The organism is Chryseobacterium sp. MHB01 (assembly GCF_034651565.1).
Classification (GTDB): Bacteria; Bacteroidota; Bacteroidia; order Flavobacteriales; family Weeksellaceae; genus Chryseobacterium; species Chryseobacterium nepalense.
In genome coordinates this window covers 24,718-48,337 of sequence record NZ_JAYEDA010000001.1, presented here as the reverse complement: position 1 = coordinate 48,337, position 23,620 = coordinate 24,718, and the positions used below count along the sequence as shown (strand labels likewise).

General features: G+C 36.9%; 27 protein-coding genes and 1 riboswitch. Of the genes, 10 read left to right on the top strand and 17 right to left on the bottom strand.

Annotation, left to right across the window (positions count from 1 at the left end):
- Positions 1-67 precede the first annotated feature (67 nt).
- The gene (locus U9K52_RS00260; protein WP_322924350.1) at positions 68-1,231 is read left to right on the top strand and encodes a hypothetical protein; all 1,164 of its coding nucleotides are present in this window, start codon (positions 68-70) and stop codon (positions 1,229-1,231) included.
- Between the two features lie 337 nt (positions 1,232-1,568).
- On the opposite strand, the gene U9K52_RS00255 is transcribed toward U9K52_RS00260, so the two are convergent.
- Positions 1,569-1,940, bottom strand: coding sequence for a helix-turn-helix domain-containing protein (locus tag U9K52_RS00255; RefSeq protein ID WP_318173648.1), 372 nt, complete (start codon positions 1,938-1,940; stop codon positions 1,569-1,571).
- Between the two features lie 194 nt (positions 1,941-2,134).
- Here U9K52_RS00255 and U9K52_RS00250 point away from each other — a divergent pair, with 194 nt between their 5' ends.
- The 3 genes from U9K52_RS00250 to U9K52_RS00240 are packed head-to-tail and all read left to right on the top strand — an operon-like array spanning position 2,135 to position 3,905.
- Entirely contained in the window at positions 2,135-2,584 is a 450-nt protein-coding gene (locus U9K52_RS00250; protein ID WP_263601305.1) for a hypothetical protein, read from the top strand.
- Positions 2,584-3,411 (top strand): GLPGLI family protein, encoded by an 828-nt coding sequence (locus U9K52_RS00245; protein WP_322924344.1) that lies wholly within the window; start codon positions 2,584-2,586, stop codon positions 3,409-3,411. Before U9K52_RS00250 ends, U9K52_RS00245 begins: the two co-directional genes overlap by 1 nt.
- Before the next feature lie 11 nt (positions 3,412-3,422).
- Positions 3,423-3,905: a hypothetical protein gene (locus U9K52_RS00240; RefSeq protein WP_322924342.1), complete on the top strand. Its 483-nt coding sequence runs from the start codon at positions 3,423-3,425 to the stop codon at positions 3,903-3,905.
- Between the two features lie 47 nt (positions 3,906-3,952).
- Here the strand turns inward: U9K52_RS00240 and hemL are convergent, their stop codons facing one another.
- From hemL to U9K52_RS00220, 4 genes are all read right to left on the bottom strand, one after another.
- Complete coding sequence (gene hemL / locus U9K52_RS00235; RefSeq protein WP_322924340.1) at positions 3,953-5,236, bottom strand: glutamate-1-semialdehyde 2,1-aminomutase; 1,284 nt, start codon at positions 5,234-5,236, stop codon at positions 3,953-3,955.
- 66 nt (positions 5,237-5,302) lie between these two features.
- Entirely contained in the window at positions 5,303-6,361 is a 1,059-nt protein-coding gene (locus U9K52_RS00230; protein ID WP_322924338.1) for a glucosaminidase domain-containing protein, read from the bottom strand.
- A 65-nt stretch (positions 6,362-6,426) separates the two neighbouring features.
- A complete protein-coding gene (locus U9K52_RS00225; protein ID WP_263601310.1) occupies positions 6,427-7,335 on the bottom strand; it encodes a 1-aminocyclopropane-1-carboxylate deaminase/D-cysteine desulfhydrase in 909 nt (302 codons plus the stop codon).
- 154 nt (positions 7,336-7,489) lie between these two features.
- The gene (locus U9K52_RS00220) at positions 7,490-7,816 is read right to left on the bottom strand and encodes a hypothetical protein (protein ID WP_322924335.1); all 327 of its coding nucleotides are present in this window, start codon (positions 7,814-7,816) and stop codon (positions 7,490-7,492) included.
- Between the two features lie 40 nt (positions 7,817-7,856).
- On the opposite strand from U9K52_RS00220, the gene U9K52_RS00215 reads away from it, so the two are divergent.
- Positions 7,857-8,039, top strand: a complete 183-nt coding sequence (locus tag U9K52_RS00215; protein ID WP_029294953.1) for a DUF5522 domain-containing protein — start codon at positions 7,857-7,859, stop codon at positions 8,037-8,039.
- A gap of 1 nt (position 8,040) precedes the next feature.
- Positions 8,041-8,568 (top strand): DUF4136 domain-containing protein, encoded by a 528-nt coding sequence (locus U9K52_RS00210; RefSeq protein WP_248391553.1) that lies wholly within the window; start codon positions 8,041-8,043, stop codon positions 8,566-8,568.
- Positions 8,569-8,650: 82 nt separating this feature from the next.
- Here the strand turns inward: U9K52_RS00210 and U9K52_RS00205 are convergent, their stop codons facing one another.
- Positions 8,651-9,430: a T9SS type A sorting domain-containing protein gene (locus U9K52_RS00205; protein WP_263601312.1), complete on the bottom strand. Its 780-nt coding sequence runs from the start codon at positions 9,428-9,430 to the stop codon at positions 8,651-8,653.
- Between the two features lie 248 nt (positions 9,431-9,678).
- On the opposite strand from U9K52_RS00205, the gene U9K52_RS00200 reads away from it, so the two are divergent.
- Positions 9,679-11,217 (top strand): endonuclease, encoded by a 1,539-nt coding sequence (locus tag U9K52_RS00200; RefSeq protein ID WP_322924322.1) that lies wholly within the window; start codon positions 9,679-9,681, stop codon positions 11,215-11,217.
- Positions 11,218-11,289: 72 nt separating this feature from the next.
- On the opposite strand, the gene U9K52_RS00195 is transcribed toward U9K52_RS00200, so the two are convergent.
- From U9K52_RS00195 to namA, 3 genes are read right to left on the bottom strand one after another with little or no spacing between them, the layout of a single operon-like run.
- A complete protein-coding gene (locus tag U9K52_RS00195; protein WP_248391547.1) occupies positions 11,290-11,622 on the bottom strand; it encodes a CCC motif membrane protein in 333 nt (110 codons plus the stop codon).
- A 15-nt stretch (positions 11,623-11,637) separates the two neighbouring features.
- Positions 11,638-11,931, bottom strand: a complete 294-nt coding sequence (locus tag U9K52_RS00190; protein ID WP_248391545.1) for a DUF2752 domain-containing protein — start codon at positions 11,929-11,931, stop codon at positions 11,638-11,640.
- Between the two features lie 39 nt (positions 11,932-11,970).
- The gene (gene namA, locus U9K52_RS00185; protein ID WP_323673771.1) at positions 11,971-13,017 is read right to left on the bottom strand and encodes an NADPH dehydrogenase NamA; all 1,047 of its coding nucleotides are present in this window, start codon (positions 13,015-13,017) and stop codon (positions 11,971-11,973) included.
- A 104-nt stretch (positions 13,018-13,121) separates the two neighbouring features.
- On the opposite strand from namA, the gene U9K52_RS00180 reads away from it, so the two are divergent.
- From U9K52_RS00180 to U9K52_RS00170, 3 genes are all read left to right on the top strand, one after another.
- Entirely contained in the window at positions 13,122-13,604 is a 483-nt protein-coding gene (locus tag U9K52_RS00180) for a cytidine deaminase (RefSeq protein ID WP_248391543.1), read from the top strand.
- A gap of 430 nt (positions 13,605-14,034) precedes the next feature.
- A riboswitch (cobalamin riboswitch) is annotated at positions 14,035-14,212 on the top strand.
- A 28-nt stretch (positions 14,213-14,240) separates the two neighbouring features.
- Positions 14,241-16,067, top strand: a complete 1,827-nt coding sequence (locus U9K52_RS00175; protein ID WP_322924315.1) for a TonB-dependent receptor plug domain-containing protein — start codon at positions 14,241-14,243, stop codon at positions 16,065-16,067.
- A 13-nt stretch (positions 16,068-16,080) separates the two neighbouring features.
- Positions 16,081-17,121, top strand: a complete 1,041-nt coding sequence (locus tag U9K52_RS00170; protein WP_322924313.1) for a hypothetical protein — start codon at positions 16,081-16,083, stop codon at positions 17,119-17,121.
- Positions 17,122-17,501: 380 nt separating this feature from the next.
- Here the strand turns inward: U9K52_RS00170 and U9K52_RS00165 are convergent, their stop codons facing one another.
- From U9K52_RS00165 to gldC, 8 genes are all read right to left on the bottom strand, one after another.
- Complete coding sequence (locus tag U9K52_RS00165; protein ID WP_322924311.1) at positions 17,502-18,923, bottom strand: CCA tRNA nucleotidyltransferase; 1,422 nt, start codon at positions 18,921-18,923, stop codon at positions 17,502-17,504.
- Positions 18,924-19,077: 154 nt separating this feature from the next.
- Positions 19,078-19,626 carry an L-threonylcarbamoyladenylate synthase gene (locus U9K52_RS00160; RefSeq protein ID WP_248391534.1) on the bottom strand — a complete coding sequence of 183 codons (549 nt, stop codon included), beginning with the start codon at positions 19,624-19,626 and terminating at the stop codon, positions 19,078-19,080.
- Positions 19,627-19,666: 40 nt separating this feature from the next.
- The gene (locus tag U9K52_RS00155) at positions 19,667-19,975 is read right to left on the bottom strand and encodes a GIY-YIG nuclease family protein (protein WP_283422488.1); all 309 of its coding nucleotides are present in this window, start codon (positions 19,973-19,975) and stop codon (positions 19,667-19,669) included.
- 72 nt (positions 19,976-20,047) lie between these two features.
- Positions 20,048-20,551, bottom strand: coding sequence for a DinB family protein (locus tag U9K52_RS00150; RefSeq protein WP_322924307.1), 504 nt, complete (start codon positions 20,549-20,551; stop codon positions 20,048-20,050).
- A gap of 110 nt (positions 20,552-20,661) precedes the next feature.
- Positions 20,662-21,102 carry a GNAT family N-acetyltransferase gene (locus U9K52_RS00145; RefSeq protein WP_263601319.1) on the bottom strand — a complete coding sequence of 147 codons (441 nt, stop codon included), beginning with the start codon at positions 21,100-21,102 and terminating at the stop codon, positions 20,662-20,664.
- A gap of 64 nt (positions 21,103-21,166) precedes the next feature.
- Positions 21,167-21,646 carry a nuclear transport factor 2 family protein gene (locus U9K52_RS00140; protein WP_322924303.1) on the bottom strand — a complete coding sequence of 160 codons (480 nt, stop codon included), beginning with the start codon at positions 21,644-21,646 and terminating at the stop codon, positions 21,167-21,169.
- Between the two features lie 381 nt (positions 21,647-22,027).
- Positions 22,028-23,167 (bottom strand): cystathionine gamma-synthase, encoded by a 1,140-nt coding sequence (locus U9K52_RS00135; protein WP_263601320.1) that lies wholly within the window; start codon positions 23,165-23,167, stop codon positions 22,028-22,030.
- An 85-nt stretch (positions 23,168-23,252) separates the two neighbouring features.
- Positions 23,253-23,579 (bottom strand): gliding motility protein GldC, encoded by a 327-nt coding sequence (gldC, locus tag U9K52_RS00130; protein ID WP_263601321.1) that lies wholly within the window; start codon positions 23,577-23,579, stop codon positions 23,253-23,255.
- Between the last annotated feature and the right edge of the window lie 41 nt (positions 23,580-23,620).

The following is a 23,620-nucleotide window of genomic DNA, read 5'->3' as shown; positions in this document are numbered from 1 at the left end:
GTAATTTGGTCTTCTGAAATAAAACAGCATTTAAAAACTCCATTAAGCATAATAACCTTACAATATTATGAGAAAAAACTATCTGAAGCTCTTCATTGCAGCTGCCGTTATAAGCTTTTCATCCATCATCCACTCATGTTCGGAAGATGAAGACACAGCCACCATTGAAGTGGTGGGAATTGCACAGGATCCGGCAAATTTCAAAGGTGAGGTTACCGATGGCCAGGTTGTTACTCTTGATGCGACAAAAGTGTATGTACTCAATGGAGCAGTACGGGTGAAATCCGGTGGTAAACTTGTGATTCCGGCAGGAACAAGAATCGTGGCTACAGCAGGAGCAGAATCCTATGTTGTAATAGAACAGGGCGGACAGATCTTTGCTAATGGAACCCCGGCATCTCCCGTAACATTCAATTCCTCGGCAGCGGCTGCAGGAACATGGGGAGGCGTCATGATATGTGGCAGAGCACCCATCAATACCGGCGCAACAGCTACTTCCGAAGTTGGAAATGCTTCGTATGGCGGAACAGCTGCTACAGACAATTCGGGATCATTAACGTATGTGAGAATTGAAAACGCAGGAATCAGCTATGCTACCGATAAAAACTTCAATGGCCTGTCACTGTATGGTGTAGGAAGCGATACGAAAGTAGAAAATATAGCCGTTGTAAATGGCGCTGAAGACGGGATCCAAATGTATGGCGGAACAGTAAATATTTCCAATATTGTTTCCATCAGCAATGCAGACGATGCCTTTGTCTGGACAGACGGATGGATAGGAACTGCAACCAATCTCTATACCAAAAGAAGAACCAGCGGTACAGGAAATACCGGGATCAAAGGACTCAATAATGCAACAAACGCAGATGCCTCTCCACGATCTAATCCGATTATTAAAAATGTTACCATTCTTGGCGGGACATCAGGAGAATCGCAGGCAATAAGACTGTATTCAGGAACGTATGCCAATTTTGACAATGTAGTTCTTTCTAACTGGACAGACGGTTTCAGCCTTGAAAATAATTCCACGGTAACCTATATCAATGGGCAGAGCAAAATCCAGAATGTATTTTTTGATACCAATGTTACCAACAAAATGACAGCGAAAGCAACCGATGGTTCCACGGTAACCATTCTGCCATCAACGTACACCGAAAAATCTGATGCTACCGGTGCAGGAAACAAGCTGGCGAGCCCGGCCTGGGCAATTGGATGGTCTACCCTACAATAAATTTGTTTAAATAATAATGGCAGCGGCACCGGAAGATCCGGTGCCGCTGCTTTGAATAATCTTTCAGAACCTGTAAAAAACGCCACAGATATGTAATAAACATTGCCAGCCCTTTTAAAAATAGATCCGAAATTATAATGTATCCCTGCCGAGATGTATAATACTTCATTGCCGGTTTTCACGAACGTCATCCACGAGGTTTCGAATATCAAAATACACGTTGAATAACTTATCGTAACCCCTAAAAATACTTGTAAAATGACAATTGAAACAACATCAGGTATATGCAGCATTAAATAAAAAAGGATGAAGTTTAACCTCATCCTTTTATTATTAATTATTTCTTTAAAGTTTCAAGTTCCTTTTTTAATCTTAAATTTTCCTCTTTTAACATTTCATTCTGTTCTTTCAACAAAGTTATATAATCATTTACATGTTCAGAAAATGAGTAATACTTGTTATAATTTCCCGAGTTATCATTGAAAGTTGAATTTTCGTTTCTGATCAAATTTCTTGAATTTTCTTGAATTTCTTCTACAGGAACTTCCAGAGCTGCTGCTATTTTCTCCCATTCATCATTGAAAATTTTTGTCTCACCTCTTTCTTTACGAGAATAATTTGACGTATCTGTCGATAATATTTTTGCCATATTCTTCTGGGATATACCTTTTTGTTTTCTAATATTCCTTAGTTTTTCATACACCATCATAATGTTTTTTACAAATATCTGAAAATTTGCGCAAATTGTACAAAATAATTGCAAAAAAATCGCAAATATATCTCATATGTGTTACTAATCTTTTTTAGATATTTGATAAATCAATATTGATAACATTAAAAGCTTTTTGAAGTACGTAATTCAGTATAAGCAAACAATTTATTAATTAAAAATTCTATATTACGATGAAAAAACAATTTTTCCTATTTATCGCCTTACTGGCTTTCAGTTTTTATTACTGCAATGACAATAACCTATTTTACAAAAATGATTTAAAGGAAATTAAAACTAACATTGTTATTGTGCAAAAAGAATACAATAATAAAGTTTATGATTTAAGAGTTACTGTAGGAGAAAGTTTTTTAGGAAAATTATCTTCTTTATCAATTGAGGTTTTGGGAAATGATAAATCTTTGGAAAAAGCTTTACTAGCTAACCGAGAAAAAATCAATCAAAATATTAAAAACATTATTTCAAATTTGAATACAGTGAGAACACTTGCTGCTGGTCCAGTATCTACTGTTGGAAATTGTGTATCAAGGTGCACAGCTACATGGCATTGCTATGATAAGCCCACTGAAACAGGTACGGCATTATGTGCTTTAGATTGTGCATTAGAATGTAGTGGTGCCTAATGAAAAGTAGCATTATAATATTTCTTTTTTTCCTCTATTCCTCATGTTTTGTGGATGCACAATCATTAGTGGTACAATATGTTTATTCAAAGCGAATAATGAAGGATAGCATTAAAATCACTTCACAAAATACCTTTTTAAACATTAAAGAAAATACTTCTACTTTTTTTAGTGAAGCACCATATTTATCTGATTCAATAATAGCATCAGATCAAAAAGCCGGTAGAAAAATAAATTTTAAAGCATTACCTGGAGATTTGCTTGGGTGTTATATTAAAAAGGATATACCATCTAAAAAAATCATTTACTATTCTGATGAGTTTGATGAGCATGAATATAATTATGAGGAAAATCCTAGTTTTAAATGGGAAATAGCTAAAGAAAGCAAAGAAATTTTAGGTTTTAAAGCATATGCTGCTTCCACAAAATATGCAGGAAGAAAATATTATGCATATTTTACAACAGAACTACCTATTCAGGATGGACCTTATAAGTTTTGTGGATTACCTGGTTTAATTCTCGAAATATTTGATGAAAAAAACGACCATCATTTTTTGGCAATTGGTATTTCAAAAGAAAAGAAAATTTCTATTGATGATCATATTATAAAAAGAAAATATATTGAAACTTCAAAAGAAAAATTTATTGAAATGAGAAAAAACCATACTGAAGCTCCGTTAAAGAGAATGTTTGAGATGATGAATAGTAACCAGATTTATGAAAAAAAAGATGCAAATGGTAACATCATTGATATAAGGAAAGTACTTGGCGAAACTCAAAGAAAAATGATTAAAGAATATAAAAATGAAAACAAAATTGAACTTTAAAAACAACTATTATGAAAAATAATTTTTTAATTGCATTCTTACTTTTACTATGCACACTTACTACAATTAAAGCGAATACTAATGACATAGTTAGAAACGACAAAGAGTATTTCAGCTCGTTTAAGAAAAATGAACAACCTGAAAATAAGAAATTCATTGTTCTTACTAAAAACTCCGAAGCCTTAGGTGATTCTTATTATGTTATCTACAAAGAAAATTCTCACGGCGAAGGTTTTTACTTTAAAGTTGTGTTGGATAAAAATGAAAAACCAATTGCGACATATTATGCAAATGATGGAGATAAAAAAATTTCAGATTCAACAATAAAAAATCTTAAAAGCCTTTTATCCGGTCCGGATAAAGCTTTAGAAACCGTTAGTGAAACACCTACTCAATGTGTAACCAAGTGTCATCGAACTAACGGATGTTATGACAAGCCTACTTCAACAGGCGTTTTACTCTGCTCACTCGAGTGCGGTATTCAGTGTGCATAATTTAAATAAAACCTCTTTCAAAAGTTTGAAAGAGGTCCTTTTATTATTTAAGAATATTCAAATTTTCGTACGGCTTCCAGGGTCCTATCGATTTCTTTATCCCTGATGGCATCACTGATAAAGTACGTTTCATAGCCGCTTGGCGGAAGATAAATTCCGTTCGTCAGCATCTGATGGAAGAAATTATTAAACAACGCATGATTGGCTTCCTGCGCTTCATCAAAATTAGAAACCCTGTTAATATTGAAAAATACAGACATCATTGACCCTTTTCGGTTGATTTTATGAGGAATTCCTTTTTCATTTAAAATTTTTCCGATTTCAAAATCCAGTGTTTCGGTTGTTTTTGCCAGGCGATTGAAAAATTCAGGATCATTTTTAATGAGCTGAAGCGTTTTTAATCCGGCTCTCATGGCCAGAGGATTTCCGCTGAGTGTTCCTGCCTGATAAACACCTCCTTTTGGAGCAAGATGATCCATAATCTCATTTCTTCCTGCAAAAGCTCCTACCGGAAGTCCGCCACCGATTACTTTTCCGTAGGTTACCAAATCAGCTTTTACATTAAAAAGCTCCTGAGCACCTCCGAAAGCAAGCCTGAAACCAGTCATTACCTCATCGAAGATTAATAAAGCTCCGTTTTCATCACAGATGGTTCTCAATTTCTGAAGAAATTCGTTTTCAGGAAGAACACAGCCCATATTTCCGGCTACAGGTTCAATAATGACTGCTGCAATTTCACCCTGATTATGCCTAAAAAGATCTTCTACCTGCTCAAAATCGTTATATCTTGCCAGTAACGTATCTTTTGCCGTTCCTGCCGTTACTCCCGGAGAATTCGGATTTCCGAAGGTAGCAGCACCACTCCCCGCCTTTATCAGGAATGAATCTGAATGCCCGTGATAACAGCCTTCGAATTTTACGATTTTATCTCTTCCTGTAAAACCTCTCGCCAGACGCACTGCACTCATGCATGCTTCCGTTCCCGAAGAAACCATTCTGATCTGGTCTATATTCGGGACATTTTCCACGATGAATTTTGCAATTTCAGTTTCCAGTTCTGTAGGAGCTCCGAAAGAAAAACCTTTCTCTGCCTGAATTTTCAATTCTTCTAAAACTTCGGGATGGGTATGTCCTAAAATAGCAGGTCCCCAGGAATTAATATAATCAATATACGTGTTGTCATCGGCGTCGGTAAGATAAGCTCCTTTTGCAGATTTCATAAAAACCGGAACTCCTCCTACGGATTTGAATGCCCGGACCGGGGAATTTACTCCTCCCGGAATGTATTGGTACGCTTCATCAAATAAAGCTGAACTTCTTTGGTATTTCATATATAGTTGTTGGTTAATGGCTGATTATTGTCAGTTTATCAACCAACAACAATGACCATCAACGAATTAATTTCTTGGTTTTTTATCAATTAAATAAATCAATTGTCCGGCAGAAGGCTTCTGCCCTGCATCCATCCTGTTTTTAGCGTACAGTTTATTCAATTTGATCCCGAATTTCTGGGCGATATCATGCATATCTTCCCCTGCTTCGGCTTTATAGGTTGCTGTATTTCCATCAGAATTTTTAGATTCCAGGAATACAATATCATTTTTGTATAGAACATCACCTTCCAGCTCGTTCCATTTTATAAGTTTGCTTTCGCTTATTTTAAATTTTTTCGCGATAAATTCCAGATTGGTATCTTCAGGAATTACAATGTATTTCAGACCGTCGTTCGGGTGGGTTTTAATGAGAATAGAATTAAGAACTTCCGATTTTGTTCTGATTCTTTCCACCCTTTTCTGCTGTTGCGCATAAGAAGTCTGTTTATAGGGCACTTCAACGATTACGGGGTCTTTTGCTTTTTTGGTATATTTTTCCGTTTCCAGCTGTGCCATAAAGGTTCTGTCATCCTTAAGATTCGGATACATTTTTAGCACCGCATACAGCACTTCTTTTGAGCTGGTATTATCAAATTCGTATAACCTGTATTTTTCTATTTTACCGATTAGTATGGAAGCATATCTCGGATTGGTTGCGTATCCTGCTTTTTTAAGTCCAGTTGCCCACGCTCTGTAATCCTTCATATCCAGGTTGAAAAGATTGGCGTAGTATTTTCTTGTCGACAAAAATATGGAATGATCTTCATACGACTGACGCGGATCGTCATATACCCGGAAACACTCATTGGGAGCGTCATCGGTGTGCTTCATCGTTTTTCCGGTCCAGTCATCTTTGCATTTGATTCCGAAATGGTTCTTGCCTTCCAGCGCCAGCCGGCTTTGTCCGCCACCTGTCTCCAGAAGTCCCTGTGCAAGGGTAATAGAAGCAGGAATTTTATACTTTTCCATTTCTTCTACAGCATATTTGGCAAATTTCTGGATGTATTGATCTTCAGTTGCCCAGGTCTGAGCCGAAAATTTTGATAAAACTAAAAGGCTTACGAGTAAGAAAAGTCTTTTCATCTTATAATTTTTATTGTTTTAAACTGAAAGATGGAACACTTAGTGTTTCCTATTTTCAATTTTACTTATATAATTAAATTTCTGTTCTGTTTTTCCAACAATAAATTTGCGCCTTCAATTCCCTGTAATCCACCGGTGTGGAAGCACAAAATTTTACTATTCTCGGGAAAATATCCTTCTTCAATCATTTCTAAAACCTTCTGCATCATTTTTCCTGTATAGATCGGTTCCAGCGGAATTCCGTAATCTCTCTTAAAATCATTGATAAAACGGATATTCTCATCATTTATTTTACCATAACCCCCAAAGGAAGAATTTATTAGACTGAAATTCCGCTTTGAAGTTAATTTAGCAATCGTTTCTTCCAAACTACGATCCATCACCGCCTGAAATCCCATAACTTTCTGATTCTCTTCACAAAATTCTGAGATTCCTGAAATGGTTCCTCCCGTTCCAACTGCGGTGCAAAGATAATCAAAATCTTTTGTTTCGTCATTGAGCATCATTTTTATGCCTTTTACCGCCTCTTCGTTGGTGCCACCTTCGGGAACGACAAGCGCGTCCGGAAATTCGGATTTTAAAAATTCGGTAAGTTTTTCCTTGTGCCTGTATTCTTCACGGCTTACAAACTGAAGGTTCATTCCGTTTTTTCTGGCAAAAACTAAGGTTGGATTTTCACGCCATTTGTCTTTAAGTTCTTCTCCCCTGATCATACCTAAAGTAGGAATTCCGGTGAGATTTCCTACTGCAGAAACTGCCGCAATATGATTGGAAAATGCACCTCCAAAAGTAATGATATAAGGCTTTTCCGGGTTTTGGGTCAAATAATTATTGATATTAAAAAATAGCTTCCAGTATTTGTTTCCTGAAATATCAGGATGAATAAGGTCTTCTCTTTTGATGAAAAGTTTAACCTTTTTATCAATCGGGATTTCCTGGATCGGAATTTTTTGTGCCGGAAGCTGTAATATCATTGTATCCTGAATGTATTGTACAAAAATAGTATTTTTTGTTTTTTTAAACTTTTCTATGGATTTAACGTTGTCGTTTTAATAAAAATTTAATTTTTTGTGAATTTAAACCACCCCTCCAGAGGAGGGGAATTTTTAATGTATGATAAAAATTTTATTAAAGATATTTTCTGAAGCTCCAGAATTTCCTTTTTTTAATGTAATTCAGATCATGTTCGTTGGCATATGCTTCTCTTTCAAAAGAAATTCTCTGGTAAGCGTGAAATTCATTTTTCAGTTTAAAAAGCCAGTAATAATATTCAATGAGATAAAATAAATAGAAAAATATGACCAGCATTTCGATTTGCTGTCTTAAATGAATCTTTTCGTGGTTGATCAATATTTTATTTTTCTTATCTTCGGAATTCCTTATTAAGATAAAAGGAAAAAGAGCGATGCCGCTGATTTTTAGGAATTTCAAAAGTTTTTGGCATACAATTATCATAATAACAAATATAAAGTTTTTTGACTTAGCGATTTAACTTATGGCACTTTTTGACATCAAAGAAGGTGAAGATTTTTACTACAATGAGCAGGGGTATAAGGTTTTTACAGAAAAATTTCATCTGAAGAGAGGACATTGCTGTAAAAGTGGCTGTAGACATTGTCCTTACGGATACGATAAAAAAACGGACACATTTATTAAAAACGATAAAAAAAATAAGTAAAATGAAGAAATATATTTTTATTTTGTTAGCCGCGGCTACTTTGGGTTTAACATCCTGCAGTCCTTTTAATGTACGTTCTGATTATGCGGAAACCGCAAACTTTACGAATTACAGAACCTATAAGCTAAGAATTGATGATCTGAAACTGAATGACATAGACAAAGACAGAGTTTTGAACGAATTATCAAAACAGCTTCAGATGAAAGGTCTTCAGTCGGGAGACAGCCCGGATTTGATCATCAACGTGAAAGCCAATCATAAAAAAATTACGGATATAACTACCAGTTCTCCTTATGGAGCATGGGGATGGGGCGGACCTTTCGGATGGGGAATCGGGATGAACAGAACATGGACCAGCAATTATAATGAAGGAGCCATTATTGTAGATATGGTAGATGCAAGATCAAATAAACTGGTTTGGCAGGGGATCGGAAGCGGAATTTCCGTAGACCGCCCGAAAGCCAAGCAAAAACAAATTCCTGAAATTGTGGGTGAAATCATGAAGAATTACCCTCCACAAAGAAAATAAGAGTAACACAATCAGATATATAGAAAGCCAATACATTTTGTATTGGCTTTTTTATTTAATAAAACCTTATCGGGTAGACCAATTAGTCCTTGATTATTTTGTATGATGTCTCTTCTCCGCTTTTGAAATGCAGTAAAATAAAATACACTCCTTTTTCAAGATCAGTTAATAATATGATATCAGAAGGTTTATTAATGACTTTTAAGACCCTTCCTGACGTTTCCGTTATTATAAGTGTTTCTACATTTTTCACATTAGAAATATGCAGTTCATCGTGAACAGGATTCGGATAAAGACCTATCTTAGGCAGATTTTCCGTTTCGCCGGTTGCCAGATTCGGTATAGGTTCCCAGACTACATCGTCCCAGTAATGTCCGGCAAAAGAAGTTCCGGGATTGCGTATGGCCAGCCTCATTCCTGCGGGAATCGTAGTTGGTATCGTAAAAATCCTTTCCGATGTGCTGTCATAGGAAGTATTGGTGATGGTAATAGGCTGAAGAACTACAAAAGTTTCGGGAATTGCATCTTTTATGTAGCCTAATTCCAGATAACCCGCTCCGTTTGCTTTCATCTTCACACGAAGCCGATGCGTACCGTCTGAAAGATTTGTCATTGTCGGCAAAATAACGATGGATATTTTGCCTGTGCCATAGCCGGTCTGATAAATCTGACTTGTTCCGGAGGCAGGCTGTGTACTTGAAATAATCTGGCTTGCCCCGCCCAAAATCACACTATCCCAGCATGTAGGCACGACTCCCATGCTGCAACAGGAATATGCATCAAAATTTTCAGATAAACTGCTTACCGGATTACACTGTGCACCGGCAAAGAAAACTCCGCCTATAAGCCCTAATACAGGCATACTCATTTTAAAATATAAATTTTTAACCATTCTAAATAAAAATAATAACAACGAAAGTAATTCTTTTCTCTCATATTATTGATTTATATTTTTATGATTTTTCTCAAGTAATTAAAAATTAAAACACATGTAATAAATAATTATTAATATTAATAATTTATCATGATATCAATATTATTTAGAAAATTAACAATTCCGTAATTTCTTATCCGTAATTTTATATTAATCTTACCACCTAAAATATTGACATGAAAAAATCACTAATCATTTTGGTGTTTGTCTCTTTTCTGACAAATGCGCAGGCTCCTTCAGGATATTACAACTCGGCCAACGGGTTGTCCGGAGCTTCACTGAAAACAGCCTTAAGTACAATTATCACCAACGGACACCAGGACAAAGGCTATAATGGACTTTGGACCGGCTATAAGACAACTGACATTGACAAAAATTACGAAAATGACGGTTCTATTCTGGATATTTATTCAGAAAAGCCGGCAGGTACAGATCCTTATAAATACACTCCCGGAACAAATCAGTGCGGGACCTATTCCGTAGAAGGAAATTGTTACAACAGAGAACATATTGTTCCCCAGAGTTTATTTAATGAATCTTCACCAATGGTTTCCGATATACATTTTATCAGGGCAACCGATGGAAAAGTAAACGGGATGCGATCCAATTATCCTTTCGGAAAGGTTGGTACCGCAACATTCACCTCTAAAAACGGATCCAAACTTGGAAACTCGGTTTCTTCCGGATATTCGGGAACCGTTTTTGAGCCGATTGATGAATTTAAAGGGGATGTCGCGAGAATGATCTTCTATTTTGTAACACGCTATCAAGGCAAACTTTCCACTTTCGCTTCAGGAAATATGCTGGGCAATTCCACCTTTCCAGGATTACAGACCTGGGAACTGAATGTTTTGCTCGCATGGCACAATCAGGATCCTGTATCGCTGGCTGAAATCAACAGAAATAATGCTTCTTATGCTTTTCAGGGAAACAGAAATCCTTTTATTGACAATCCGAATTATGTGAATTTAATTTGGGGATCCGGATCTACAGGAGGCGGCGGAACTACAACTCCTCCCACAACGACCGGTTGTGCGAACGAAACTTTCGAAACCATTCCAACAGCAAGTTCTGCTTCTTATTTAACAAGAACCTGGAGCAACGGCGGAATTTCATGGACTGCCACAGATGCCAGAACCGACCAGACTATTTCTACAAAAGCCATTACCATAAGAGACGGTGCTTTAACATCAGGAAGTTCGGGTAACGGCATCGGGTCATTAACGGTAACCACACAATTGAAATTTACAGGATCGAACGGAACATTTACTGTAAAAGTAAACGGAACAGCCGTAGGAACCGTACCTTACAGCACTAATTCAACAACTACTACGATTAATAATATCAACATTTCAGGAAATGTAGTTGTAGAGCTGGAAAACAACTCAACCAGCAACAGAGTAGCCATAGACAACCTAAGCTGGACCTGTTATTCCGGAACATCAAGAAACATTCAGAGTGTTTATGCAGAAACGATCTTACCTCAAAACCAGATGCAGATCTCCCCAAATCCGATTGTGAATAATGAAATTTTTGTAAAAGGTGAAACACGGAACATTACGAAAGCTGAAATTTATAATCTCCAGGGAAAAATAATGCAGTCTTTTGAACAGCCATTCAGGAACAACAGAAATTCTATCAGAATAAAAAATCTTCCTTCAGGAGTCTATATTCTGAAAGTAGATGGTTCGGTAATGAAGTTTATTGTTAAATAAATATATCTTAACTTTAAAATAAAAGCCTTCATCATAGATGACGAAGGCTTTTATTATTAACTATCATTTAGATTATTGTCCAAGCAAATCTCTCATTTTCTCCTGCATCAGTTGAGGGTCTTTCATTGCTTCCCAACCAACTGTCGATAACAGTACAATCACATAAATAAAGTACAATACACTTAATGAAATCCCAATAATCGCCATAATTTTACCGGCATTCAGCTGGCTATAATTTGAGTACATTGTTGGATTTTGTTTATACAATTGACCATCTTTCTTGGCGAGAACAAGAGCAATAATTCCAGATATAAGCCCCGGAAGGCCATAGCAGCAGCAACCTACAATTGATACAATTCCAAGAATTAATACTGCGGTTGCGTTGGGTAATTTTTGTTGATCCATAGTTTATAATTTAGTTTAAGTTATGTTTAGAAATAAATGTTTATAAAAGTATGAAATTACCATAATAATAGCGTTTGTTATTGCTAAAAAAACTAAGATATTACTGTAATTCCTTTTTCTATCCACAAAGTTTAAGATGACTGCCACAAAAAACAGCAATACAGTATACACTGCAGGAAACATATGAAAAGCTTCAGCAAATCTGCCTTCAAAAACCATTACAATCGCTCTCTGAGTGCCGCATCCGAAGCATTCTACCCCAAAGAATTTTTTGATAGGACAGGGCAGCATAAAATCTTCTGCTTTCATATTCTGATTTTTTGTTGATCAAATATATAAAAATTAAGATTATATTTTCGCTCTCAGATATTGATGTGGGAAAAAGCATTCTTCATTCATTTCAAATGATCCCTGAACTGCAAGATAAGGGTTTCTCAACATTTCCCTGGCAATAAAAATGAGATCGGCATCTCCTTTCTGAAGAATCTCTTCCGCATGGGAAACTTTTTTAATCAGTCCTACAGCTCCTGTTTTTACATCGGCTTCATTTCTTACCTGTGAAGCTAATGGAACCTGATAGCCATCGAAAAGAGGAATCTTTACGCCGTGAATATTTCCGCCACTGGAAACATCAATGAGATCCACAGAGTGATTCTTCAAGACTTTTGACAATTCAACACTGTCGGTAATCTCCCAGCCGTTTTCTGCATATTCTGTTCCTGAAATTCTTACAAACAAAGCAACATTGTCATTCAATTCTTCGTTTACAGCATCTACAATTTCAACTAAAAAACGGATTCTGTTTTCAAAGCTTCCACCGTATTCATCAGTCCTGATGTTTGAAAGCGGCGATAAAAACTGATGAATAAGATAGCCATGAGCCGCATGAATTTCAATGACATCAAAACCTGCCTCTACTGCTCTTCTGGCAGCTTCTCTAAAATTCCGAACCTGTTCCTTAATTTCTTCCTGGGTTAAAACATGCGGAATTCTTTCTGTCGGATGATACGGAATCGGACTTGGCGCGATGGTTTCCCATCCTTCTTCAACGGAAATTTGTTTGGTATTCCATGTAGATCCTTTTCTTCCGGAATGCGAAAGCTGAATTCCTATTTTGCTTTCTGAATTTTTATGAACAAACTCTACAATTCTCTGAAGCTGCTTTGCCTGCTCATCGTTCCATATTCCCATACAGTGATTGGTAATTCTTCCGCGGGGCTCCACACCGGTTGCTTCTACGATAAGAAGCCCAGCTCCACCCTGAGCGCGGCTTCCATAGTGAACAAAATGGAAGTCATTGGGAAGTCCATCTTCACTGGAATACATACACATTGGCGACATTACCCAACGGTTTTTTAATTCAACATTTCTGAAAGTAACTGGAGTATATAACATGTTCATTTTTATTTTTAAAAATTGAGAATTGCAAAGAGCAGGCCTTTATTGCCTACCTCGTGAAAAAGAAGTAATTTTATCCCCCTTTTTTTAATCCACAATATATGAAAAAAGAAACTCAGATCAGTTACGAATATTTTAAGAATAGCAGCGAGCTGAACGATATAGAAAAAGAATTATTTCAAAAGGCAAAGGACGCGCGCGAGAATGCATACGCTCCTTACTCCAACTTTCTGGTAGGATGTTCTGTGCTGCTTGAAAATGGCGAAATGTATTCCGGGAACAACCAGGAGAACGCGGCATTTCCATCGGGACTTTGTGCCGAAAGAACAACCTTATTCTGGGTAGCTGCCAATTTTCCGGCTGTGAAAATTAAAAAGATTTTCATTGTGGGAGGCCATAGGGAATTTCCTGAGAAAAATCCTCCTATTCCACCCTGCGGAGCCTGCAGGCAAAGTTTGATTGAATTTGAGACCAAGCAAAATGAAAACATTGATCTTTATTTCTCAAGCATGAATGAGGAGGTGGTGAAGGTACATTCGATTAAGGATCTGCTGCCGTTTTATTTTGACGGGACGTTTTTGTAGCGATTTTTGGTGAATGATGAATTCTGCTTTGCAAGTAAATGGTGAATTTAAGAAAATTGACAAATTGACAAACGTAGCAAATTGACAGTTCACAATTGACTTTGGATTAGCCTTTTTAAATCATCTAATTTCTCTGAAAATTAATCCACCCCACCAAGTGAGGAGAATTCTTACCATTTAGAAAACTGAGATTTCTGTGGTGGCTCCGAAAAACCTCAGCCGTCACAGAAATCCTAGCCCTGATTGCAACGAAAATCCCGGAGTGGAGCGGCGAGCCTGTCGTAGGCCCAAGCCAGGCCGGGTGGAGCCGCGTAATGAGGAATTGCAGTGGAAAGCAGGTTCCCGGCTCCTGAAAAATAAAACAACCTTTACAAAATCGTCATCATACTTTAATTATTTCTCTGTTTTTGCTTTTTTGACGAATAAGTTTATCTTTGCAAAAAATTTTGGTTTCCAATCATTTGGAATGAAAAGGGAATCGGGTGTAAATCCCGGACTGTCCCCGCAACTGTAGATCGCAAGAAAAGTTTCTACGACAAACCACTGTGCAAACGGGAAGGTGTAGAAACGCGAAAGTCAGGAGACCTGCCAGAATTGTAACTAAATACATTGCTTTCGGAGGAAAAGTAAAATAGAATGGATATAAAAAAATCTTTAGTACTGATTTTTTCGGCTTACGGCTGCTTTCTTTCTGCACAGGAGAAAGCCATTGATACGGTATATATCTTTGATAACCAAATGAATAAAGTAAAGCTTTTTCATAGTGTCAATACGATCCGTCCGAAAGATTTCGAAAAAAACACCACCAATCTTTCCGAACTTTTGCGGTTCCAGTCTCAGCTTTATATTAAAGAAAACGGACGGGGTGCAGTTTCATCGCCATCCTTCAGGGGAACCAGTGCAGGGCACACAGCTTTTGTGTGGAACGGCATCAACATCAACTCAGCCTTTCTCGGACAAGGTGATGTGAATAATATGCCGCTTTTCGGGTATGATGAGCTTGAAGTAAAAGCCGGCGGCGGAAGTGTACAATATGGAAGTTCTGCCATCGGAGGGAGTATTCATCTTAATAATAACCTGGAGTTTAACAAGGGTGCCCATGCTTTTCTTTATTCGGAAGCAGCATCCTTCGGGACCTTTAATAATTTCCTGAGGTCTTCCTTCAGCAATGAAAAGTTCAGTATGAAGGTTTCGGGAAATTATGTCATCAGCCAGAACGATTATGAAGTTCCGGAGAAGGAGTACATCAACAGAAACGGCAGGTTTTACAATTCGTCGATCAACATCGGAGCTTCGTATAAAATTGCACCGCATCAAACGATTTCGTGGCAAAACCAGCTATTTGACGGATCCCAACATTATCCTATTTTCACAGAGAACGGTAACAAAACAAAATATAAAGCCCAGACATTGCGCAGTCTTCTTTCCTGGGATGTTACAAGAAATAATTTTTCCAACAGCCTGAAAGTGGCTTACACGGAGGATAATTTCCAGTATTTCGGAGATATTGACAAACCGAAGGAAGGTGGTGCGGAAGGTAAAAATTATATTTTCAGAAATGATTTTAATTATTTCATCACTCCGAAAATCAATGTCAATGCCATTGGGGAATTTCAGGTAAATAAAGGGTCGGGTTATCAATCGGGCATTGGAGATATCAGCAGAAATGTTGGTTCTGCAGCAGGTCTTATCCGATATTTCGTTACTTCTGATCTTCGTTTTGAAGCAGGTATTAAAAAAGATTTTGTAGAAAATATATCTTCTCCTGTCCTCTATTCTTTTTCAGGAAAATGGCAGCCTGTAAAATGGTATCAGGCAGGCGCAAGCTTCTCAAGAAATTTTAAGTTTCCTACTTTCAATGATCTGTACTGGCAACAGGGAGGAAATCCTGATTTGGTTCCGGAAACATCTACAAACCTGGATATGGATCATGAATTGACATTCGGAGATTTGAAACTGACGGTGAGTCCGTATTATATGGATATTAAAAACTATATCAACTGGCTTCCGACAGCTGCAGGTTACTGGGCTGCATTCAATACCTACAGCGTAGAAATTTACGGGCTTGACTCGCGGATCACTTATCAGAAAGATTTTGGAAATCATCATTTTACGTTTAACGGCGGATACACGTATTCCAGATCTACCAATAAGCTTACAGGAATGCAGATGATGTATGTTCCGCTTCATAAGGCTACCGGAAACATCGATTACCGCTACCGCTTCCTGAGTGTTTATGTGCAGGGGCTTTTCAATGGGCTTACTTATACCACTACCGACGAAAAAAGAGCGGACGCCATTGATCCTTATTTCGTTTTGAACATCGGAATTTCCACAAAATTTTTAAACCATTACACTTTAGGATTTAAGGTAAATAATATTACAGACGTTGTTTATCAGACCGTTTCTTATTATCCTTTGCCCAAAAGAAATTACAGTGTTTATATCAATATTAATTTTTAACATTTAACATATTATGAAAATAACTAAACTTCTGACCCTTGTTTTTGCTTTTGCATTACTGTTCAATATTTCGTGTAGCAGTGATGATACTATAAGCGATGAAACGTACTACGGAAACGGATTTTTACTAAGCAACGAGGGAAATTTCGGAAAACCAAATGCAGATGTAACGTATATTACTTCTGACCTGAACATGAAACAGGATAATATTTTCTCTGCCAATAACGGAGGCTCTAACCTTGGTGATGTTTTGCAGATGATCAGCTTTAATGGAGACCATGCATACCTGTTGCTGAATAATTCAAACAAAATTCAGATCGTCAACAGATCGAACTTTAAGAGAATAGGCGAAATTACCGCTCAGCTGAACTCTCCACGATTCATGGCTTTTGCCAACAATAATATTTATGTAACCAATGACAAATACGGAGGTGACAAATATGTAAGCATTTATAAAACATCCGATTTATCTTTTGTTAAGAAAATAAACTTCACCGACAGTGTTGAAAGAATCGTTGAAGCCGGAAATAATATTTTCGTGCAGAATGCTTCTTTCGGTTTCGGAAATAAGATTACCTATATTACGACATCTAATAACGAAATACAGTCTACGATCACGATACCGAACGGAAACATCAATAAAATGATTGCCAGCAACGGAACGGTATATGCTATCGCCTCAGGAACTGCAGATTCTTATATCTACCAGATTTCAAATACGGGGAGCATTACCAAAACATTTACTTTAACAGGAATTAGCGATGCTACGAATCTTGAAATTGAAAAGGGCAAATTTTACTTTACTTCAGGGCTAAAAGTATACGCGATGGATTTAACTGCTTCTACGGCGCCTACTACTCCACTGTTTACAGTAAACAACAGTGTTGATCCGTACTCTAATCTATATGGATTCAGCGTTGTAAACGACAGAATTTTTGTTTCTGATGCCAATGGATTTACTGAGGACAGTAAAGTCAGCGTGTATTCTACGAACGGTTCTCTTCTGAAAACTTTTACAGCGGGTAAAGGTACCAACGGCGCATACTGGAACTAAGAACATTTGTATTTACCAATAAATACAATTTATTTTTTCATCATTTGTGTTTTTTTCCGGGCGGTTTCTTCGAAACCGCCCGGATTTTTATTTTAAGATAATATTTTAACCAAATTACCTCAAGCACACCTATCATCCACCAAATGGGAAATCTGAAATACGTATATAACAATGTAAAATTATCTACAAACGGCTGGCCTTTTATCGCTCTCTGAACTTCGAAATAAATAGAAAAAACAGGAATAATAAAGCTGAAAAGCAAAAACGCAATCAGGTAAAATACCCAATTGCGTTTCTTTATGATTTCATATTTCCAAACTATAATGTTGAAAATTACAATGATTATCAGTATGATATAATCAAATGGTCCAAAAAACATTTTAAACAAGTGTTAGCCCCAGTTTTTCTCCTTCTGCAATAACGAATTGTTTTGCCTTTTCGCTGTCATTTTCAATTTCTCCCTCCAGGATGGCCTCTTTTACTTTTTCTTTTAAAATTCCGATTTCACGGCCCGGCTTCAGGTTAAACAGTGCCATAATCTCCTCTCCGGAAATCGGCGGCTGAAAATTTCTTACCTGATCTTTCTCTTCCACTTCTTTGATTTTTACCGCTACATATTCAAAATTCTTTTTAAATTTTTCCTGCTTTTTAGAATTTTTCGTAGTGATATCTGCTTTACAAAGTGTAAAAAGATCTTCCAGATCTTCCCCGGAATCAAATAAAAGCCTCCTCAGTGCAGAATCTGAAGCATCATCAGTAATAAGAGCAATCGGACGTGAAGAAAGCTTTACCATTTTCTGAACATATTTCATATCCGATCCTAAAGGTAATTTCAGTCGCTGAAACAAAGTTTTCACCATCTTTGAACCTAAAAACTCGTGTCCGTGGAATGTCCAGCCCGTTCCTTCCACAAACTTTTTCGTCGGTGCTTTTCCGATATCGTGAAGCAATGCCGCCCAACGCAGCCAAAGATTGTCGGTATTTTGTGAAATATTATCTACGACTTCCAAGGTGTGGTAAAAATTGTCTTTATGGGTCTGCCCTTCCACTTCTTCTATTCCTTTCAGATTAATGAGTTCAGGAATAATCAATTTCATCAAACCGGTTTCTTCCATCAGCCTGAGTCCGACAGAAGGTTTTGGGGAAAGCATGATTTTGTTAAATTCCACCATAATTCTTTCCATTGAAACGATTTTTATTCTTTCCGCTTCCTGTTTAATGGCTTCCAGCGATTTTTCTTCAATCCGAAACTGTAATGTGGAAGCAAAACGAATGGCTCTCATCATTCGCAACGGATCATCAGAATAGGTTTGGGCAGGTTCCAACGGTGTTCTGAGAATTCCTTTTTCGAGATCTTCCACTCCGTTAAACGGATCAATTAATTCACCGAAATTATCTTTATTCAGAGAAATTGCCATTGCATTGATCGTAAAATCCCGTCTCTTCTGATCGTCTTCTATGGTACCGCCTTCCACTTCCGGCTTCCGGCTGTCTTCCGTATAACTTTCTTTTCTGGCACCTACAAATTCAAGCTCAAGCTCTTTGTACCTTATCATTGCCGTACCATACGTTTTAAAGACGGAAACTTTCATCTTTGGATCAATTTCTTTTCCCACATTTTGGGCCAACTCGATGCCGCTCTGTTCAGTTACAAAATCAATATCCGTAGAAGCTTTTCTTTTCATCAGCAAATCACGAACATAACCGCCAACGATGTACACCGACTGGCCATTTTTTTCCGCGACTTCAGAAATTATTTTAAAAAGTTTAAGGTTTCTATTTTGATTAAGATTGATGAACATTTTTTTAGATGTTAGATGATACTGATAAACAATAGATTAAAGCTCAACTATTATTTAACTTAAAACCACTAAGAAATCAGATTTTAGTGTAAAAACTAAGTTTCCGACTTCTTAATGGCTGAATGATTTTGCAAAGATAATTAAATCTTTTTTCTTATTCGCGAAGTACTTTTATTCTGTTATCACTCCAGATTTTGATAACCGAAGAGCCTGAATACTGAGACACTTTTTCCCTGTCTTCTTCCACTGCATAATCTACCAGATCAATAATCTCCCGTGAAATGTCCGAAAACTTCAAAGGACTTTTTTCACCACTGAAATTTGCAGAGGTGGAAACCAATGGTTTATTAAGTTTGGTAATGAGTTTCTTACAAAAATCATTTTTTACCAGACGAATCCCGATGCTTCCGTCTTCCGCCAACAGTTCTTTTGGCAGACCTCTCGGATTTTCATAGACGATGGTAACGGGTTTTTCGCTCAAATCAATGATTTCCCAAGCCATTTCAGGAACGTCCACCAAATCCTGCAACCTTTTCTCAGACTCTACGAGAATAATCATGGATTTATTCTTTTCCCGTTTTTTGATTTCAAAAATTTTATTGACCGCTTCTATATTGGTGGCATCACAACCGATTCCCCAAATAGTATCGGTAGGATATAAAATAGTACCGCCTGATTTTAGTATTTGTATAATGTTTTCCATAATTATTTGTTATTGCGAGGAGCGAAGCGACGAAGCAATCTCAAAAAGGATTCATGATATCCTTAATATCTTCAGTCAAATCTCTCCATTCTGAATTGATTGAATTTATCAGATCTATTTTTTTCTGTCTTGAACCTGCTTTAATCTGTTTTTCTCTATAAATTGCATCACCTATTTCCTGAAAAGATTCCCAATAAATAAGTTTATCTATATTATATTTTGAAGTAAAACTTAATTCAAAAAAATGTTTTTTGTGTTCATTAACTCTTTTAGGTAAATTAGATGTTACACCAGTATATAAAACCGTATTATTTTTATTTGTCATGATGTATACAAAGCCTGGCTTCATTTGTGTTAAATTTTAAATTATTAGATTGCTTCGTCGCTTCGCTTCTCGCAATGACAATAAAATTAAAAAACTTCACAATTCTACCAAATATCTTTCTTTAATAATATTCAGGTGATGCACATTGTGTCCCACAATCAATTTCCCGATTGTTTCTGCGGAAATCTGGTTTCCATTTGCTGTGCCAACATTTTTTAATGCCGATAAATGAGCGGTTTCCAATAAAACCTGAGAAGATTTTCTGATCAGCTGATATTCTTCCAACAGTGAGCTTACGGTTCTTTCATTGGCAAAAGACTGGTTCGCATATAGTTCTTCATCGAAGCCGGGCAACTCATTTTGATCACTTCTTAAGAACGCCAGAATTCTGTATTGAAATACTCTTTCGGTATCTGATAAATGCAACAATAGCTCCTTCAGGGTCCATTTTCCTTCTGCATAAGCAAACGAAGACTGTTCTTCCGAAAGCTGAGCATAGAGTTCAATCGTTTGTTCTCCGGTTTTTTTTAATTCTTCCAACCAGTTTTCGGATGGGATTAAGTCTAAATATCTTTGTATATATTTTTGAAAATCAGTCATTGTTTATGATTTAATAATGTAGCAGTTTAACAGTGTAACAATGTATCAGTTTAATAATATAGAGCTTAATTATTGCCAGACTGTTACATTTATTTCATTGGTGCATTAATTTATTCATTTGTCCATTCGTAAAAATTCACTTCATCATAGATTTCAAATCCGCAGGCGGGGTATAATTGATTTCCGATATCGTTGGATTTCCCGGTTTCAAGAAGAATTCCGCATGCATCAGAAGATTTCGCCATTTTCTTAGCTTCTTCGATAAGAGCCTTTGAATACCCTTTTCCACGATAATTTTCATTGACATACAAATCATTCAGCAGCCAGTAACGCTTCATTCTTGTAGAAGAAAACAGCGGATAAAGCTGTACGAAACCTACCAGCCTGCCGTTATATTCAGCGACAAAAATTTCAGAATCTTTATTTCCGATCCTTTCTGCTAAAAATTTTTCTGCTGCCTGAATATCAGATTCTTTATGGTAAAATATTCTATATTGATCAAACAGTTCAGCCAATTGCTGCAAATCTGCGGCCGTTGCTTTTCTTGTCATTTTTATTGAATTTGAAAATATTGTCAAAGATAAAGCTATGAAAATATATGTTTGACAAAGTAATTTATAGATGGTGATCGTAACTTAAAACCCTTTTCATTTTCCAGTTTTTATCTTCCAGGATCCAGAGAATAGTAAATTTTGCGCGGCTTCCTTTATTCCATTTTCCTTTATAAAATTCAGCAAAATCATGTTCTCCTTCCTGAATGAAAGCATACAGAACATTATTATTGTACAAAGGATAGATTTTCATGCTGCCGGGAACCAGTTCACGCCTTACTTTGTTGGGCCCGCCGCAGATATTGCTTTTAATGGATGCAATGAATGCTGCTTTTCCGGAGGTAATCCCGCCTTTATCGTGGTAAAATTCAAGATCGTCGCTGACGATTGAATCATAATGAGAAAGATCGCATGCATTAAATCCGATATCGAATATCAGACTGTCTAATTTTTTTGCCGTTTTATAGAGCTCATCGGTATTCTTTACCTGAGAAAACATGATCTGACTTACAATCAGTAACAATACAATCTGAATCTTTCTCATAATATTTTATTAATAATTTATTTTAAATGCAAAGCCGCTAAAATTATTGACTACTAAATGTTTTTAAGGTTTCAAAGCCTTTTTACTTAACAAAGACCATAAAGCTTATTTTTTATTAAATCAATATCTAAAAACTTTGTACGGTTTTCAAATGTTTAAACAAAGACCTCCACCCTAGCCCCGGTTGAGCGGCATGTCTGAGCTCTTTTCTGTTTTTGGCTCGGCGGCAAAGCCGCCGAGCCAAAAACAGAAAAAGCGAGTAGCGAAAGCGGGAAATTGCTCCTTAAAAAATTTGCAAATACAATTCGACGGAGTCAAAAAGCTTCAAATAAAATCAATACTGCTTTTCGATACAAATCAAAATGCTTTTAAAAAGTGATGTTACGAAAAAGCTCTTTCAAGATCTGCGATAAGGTCTTCCGCATCTTCGATTCCAACACTTAAACGTACCAGATCATCGGTAATTCCCAATTCTGCACGTTTTACCGCCGGGATGGAAGCGTGGGTCATTAAAGCAGGATGATTAGCCAGAGACTCTACTCCACCCAATGATTCAGCCAATGTGAATACTTTTACTTTTTCTAAAAATTTAATCGCATCTTCTTTTTTTCCTGATTTAAAAGTAAAAGAAACCATTCCGCCAAAATCTTTCATTTGGGATTTGGCCAATTCGTATTGAGGATGAGATTCCAAACCGGGATAAATCACCTTATCCACAGCAGGATGAGATTCAAGATATTGGGCAACAGCCATTCCGTTTTCTGAATGTCTCTGAACTCTTAATGCCAATGTTTTGATTCCTCTTAGTACAAGGTATGAATCATGAGGCCCCAAAATACCACCGCTCGCAAACTGGATAAAGTGAAGTTTTTCACCTAATTCAGCATCTTTCGCTACTAAAGCTCCTGCGATAACATCGGAGTGCCCACCCAGATATTTGGTTGCAGAGTGCATTACGATATCAGCGCCCAGGTCAATCGGTCTCTGGAGATAAGGAGTCGCAAAGGTATTGTCAACCGCAACCAGGATATCTTTACCCTTTGCCACTTCAACTACCGCTTTGATATCAACCAGCTTCATTAAAGGATTGGTTGGTGTTTCAACCCAGATTAATTTTGTTTTATCGGTAATGACATCGGCAATTTTTGAAGCATCATCAAAACTCACAAAGGTAAATTTGAGCTGATATTTTTCGAAAAGCCTGGTAAACATTCTGTAGGTTCCGCCGTACAAATCATCCACTGCAATAACCTCATCTCCTGGGTTTAATAATTTTAAAACACAATCAATAGCCGCTAAGCCAGACCCGAAGGCCAAACCTCTCGCGCCGTTTTCAATGCTTGCCAGAGAATCTTCCAAAGCCTGTCTTGTAGGATTTGCCGCTCTTGAATATTCGTATCCGGAATGTACACCCGGACTTTTCTGGGCGAATGTTGATGTTAAAAATACAGGAACATTTACAGATCCTGTTGCCGATTCGTGGTGTTGGCCACCGTGTATTACTTTTGTATTGAAATTCATAATCTTAATAATTTAACAATGTATCAATGTACCAGTTTACCAATATTTGTTACATTGCTAGACTGATACATTGTTATATTAATTCTTACATTTTTATCGCCGATTTTACGGCAAACTCTTCTGCTATTTCTTCCATCCACTGTGCTACATCTTCTTCACCGGTTGCTCTCTGATAAGTGTTTCCGAGAGAAACCAAAATCTGATGGATAAACATTTTCATTTGGTCTACCGGCATTTCTTTGGTCCAAAGATCAATTCTCAAAGCCTCCATGGCTTTGTCGTCCCACACTGAAATCATGGTTGCTTTTGTAGGTTCTTTTTCAATTCCTCCGTCCTGAGCATTCCAGGTGATATTTTCGGGGATATGATTTTCATCCAATTCTACATCTATGGTAATCTGAGTTTTTCTCATAACATTCTATTTTCTAAATTTCTATATTTATCAGCCGTATA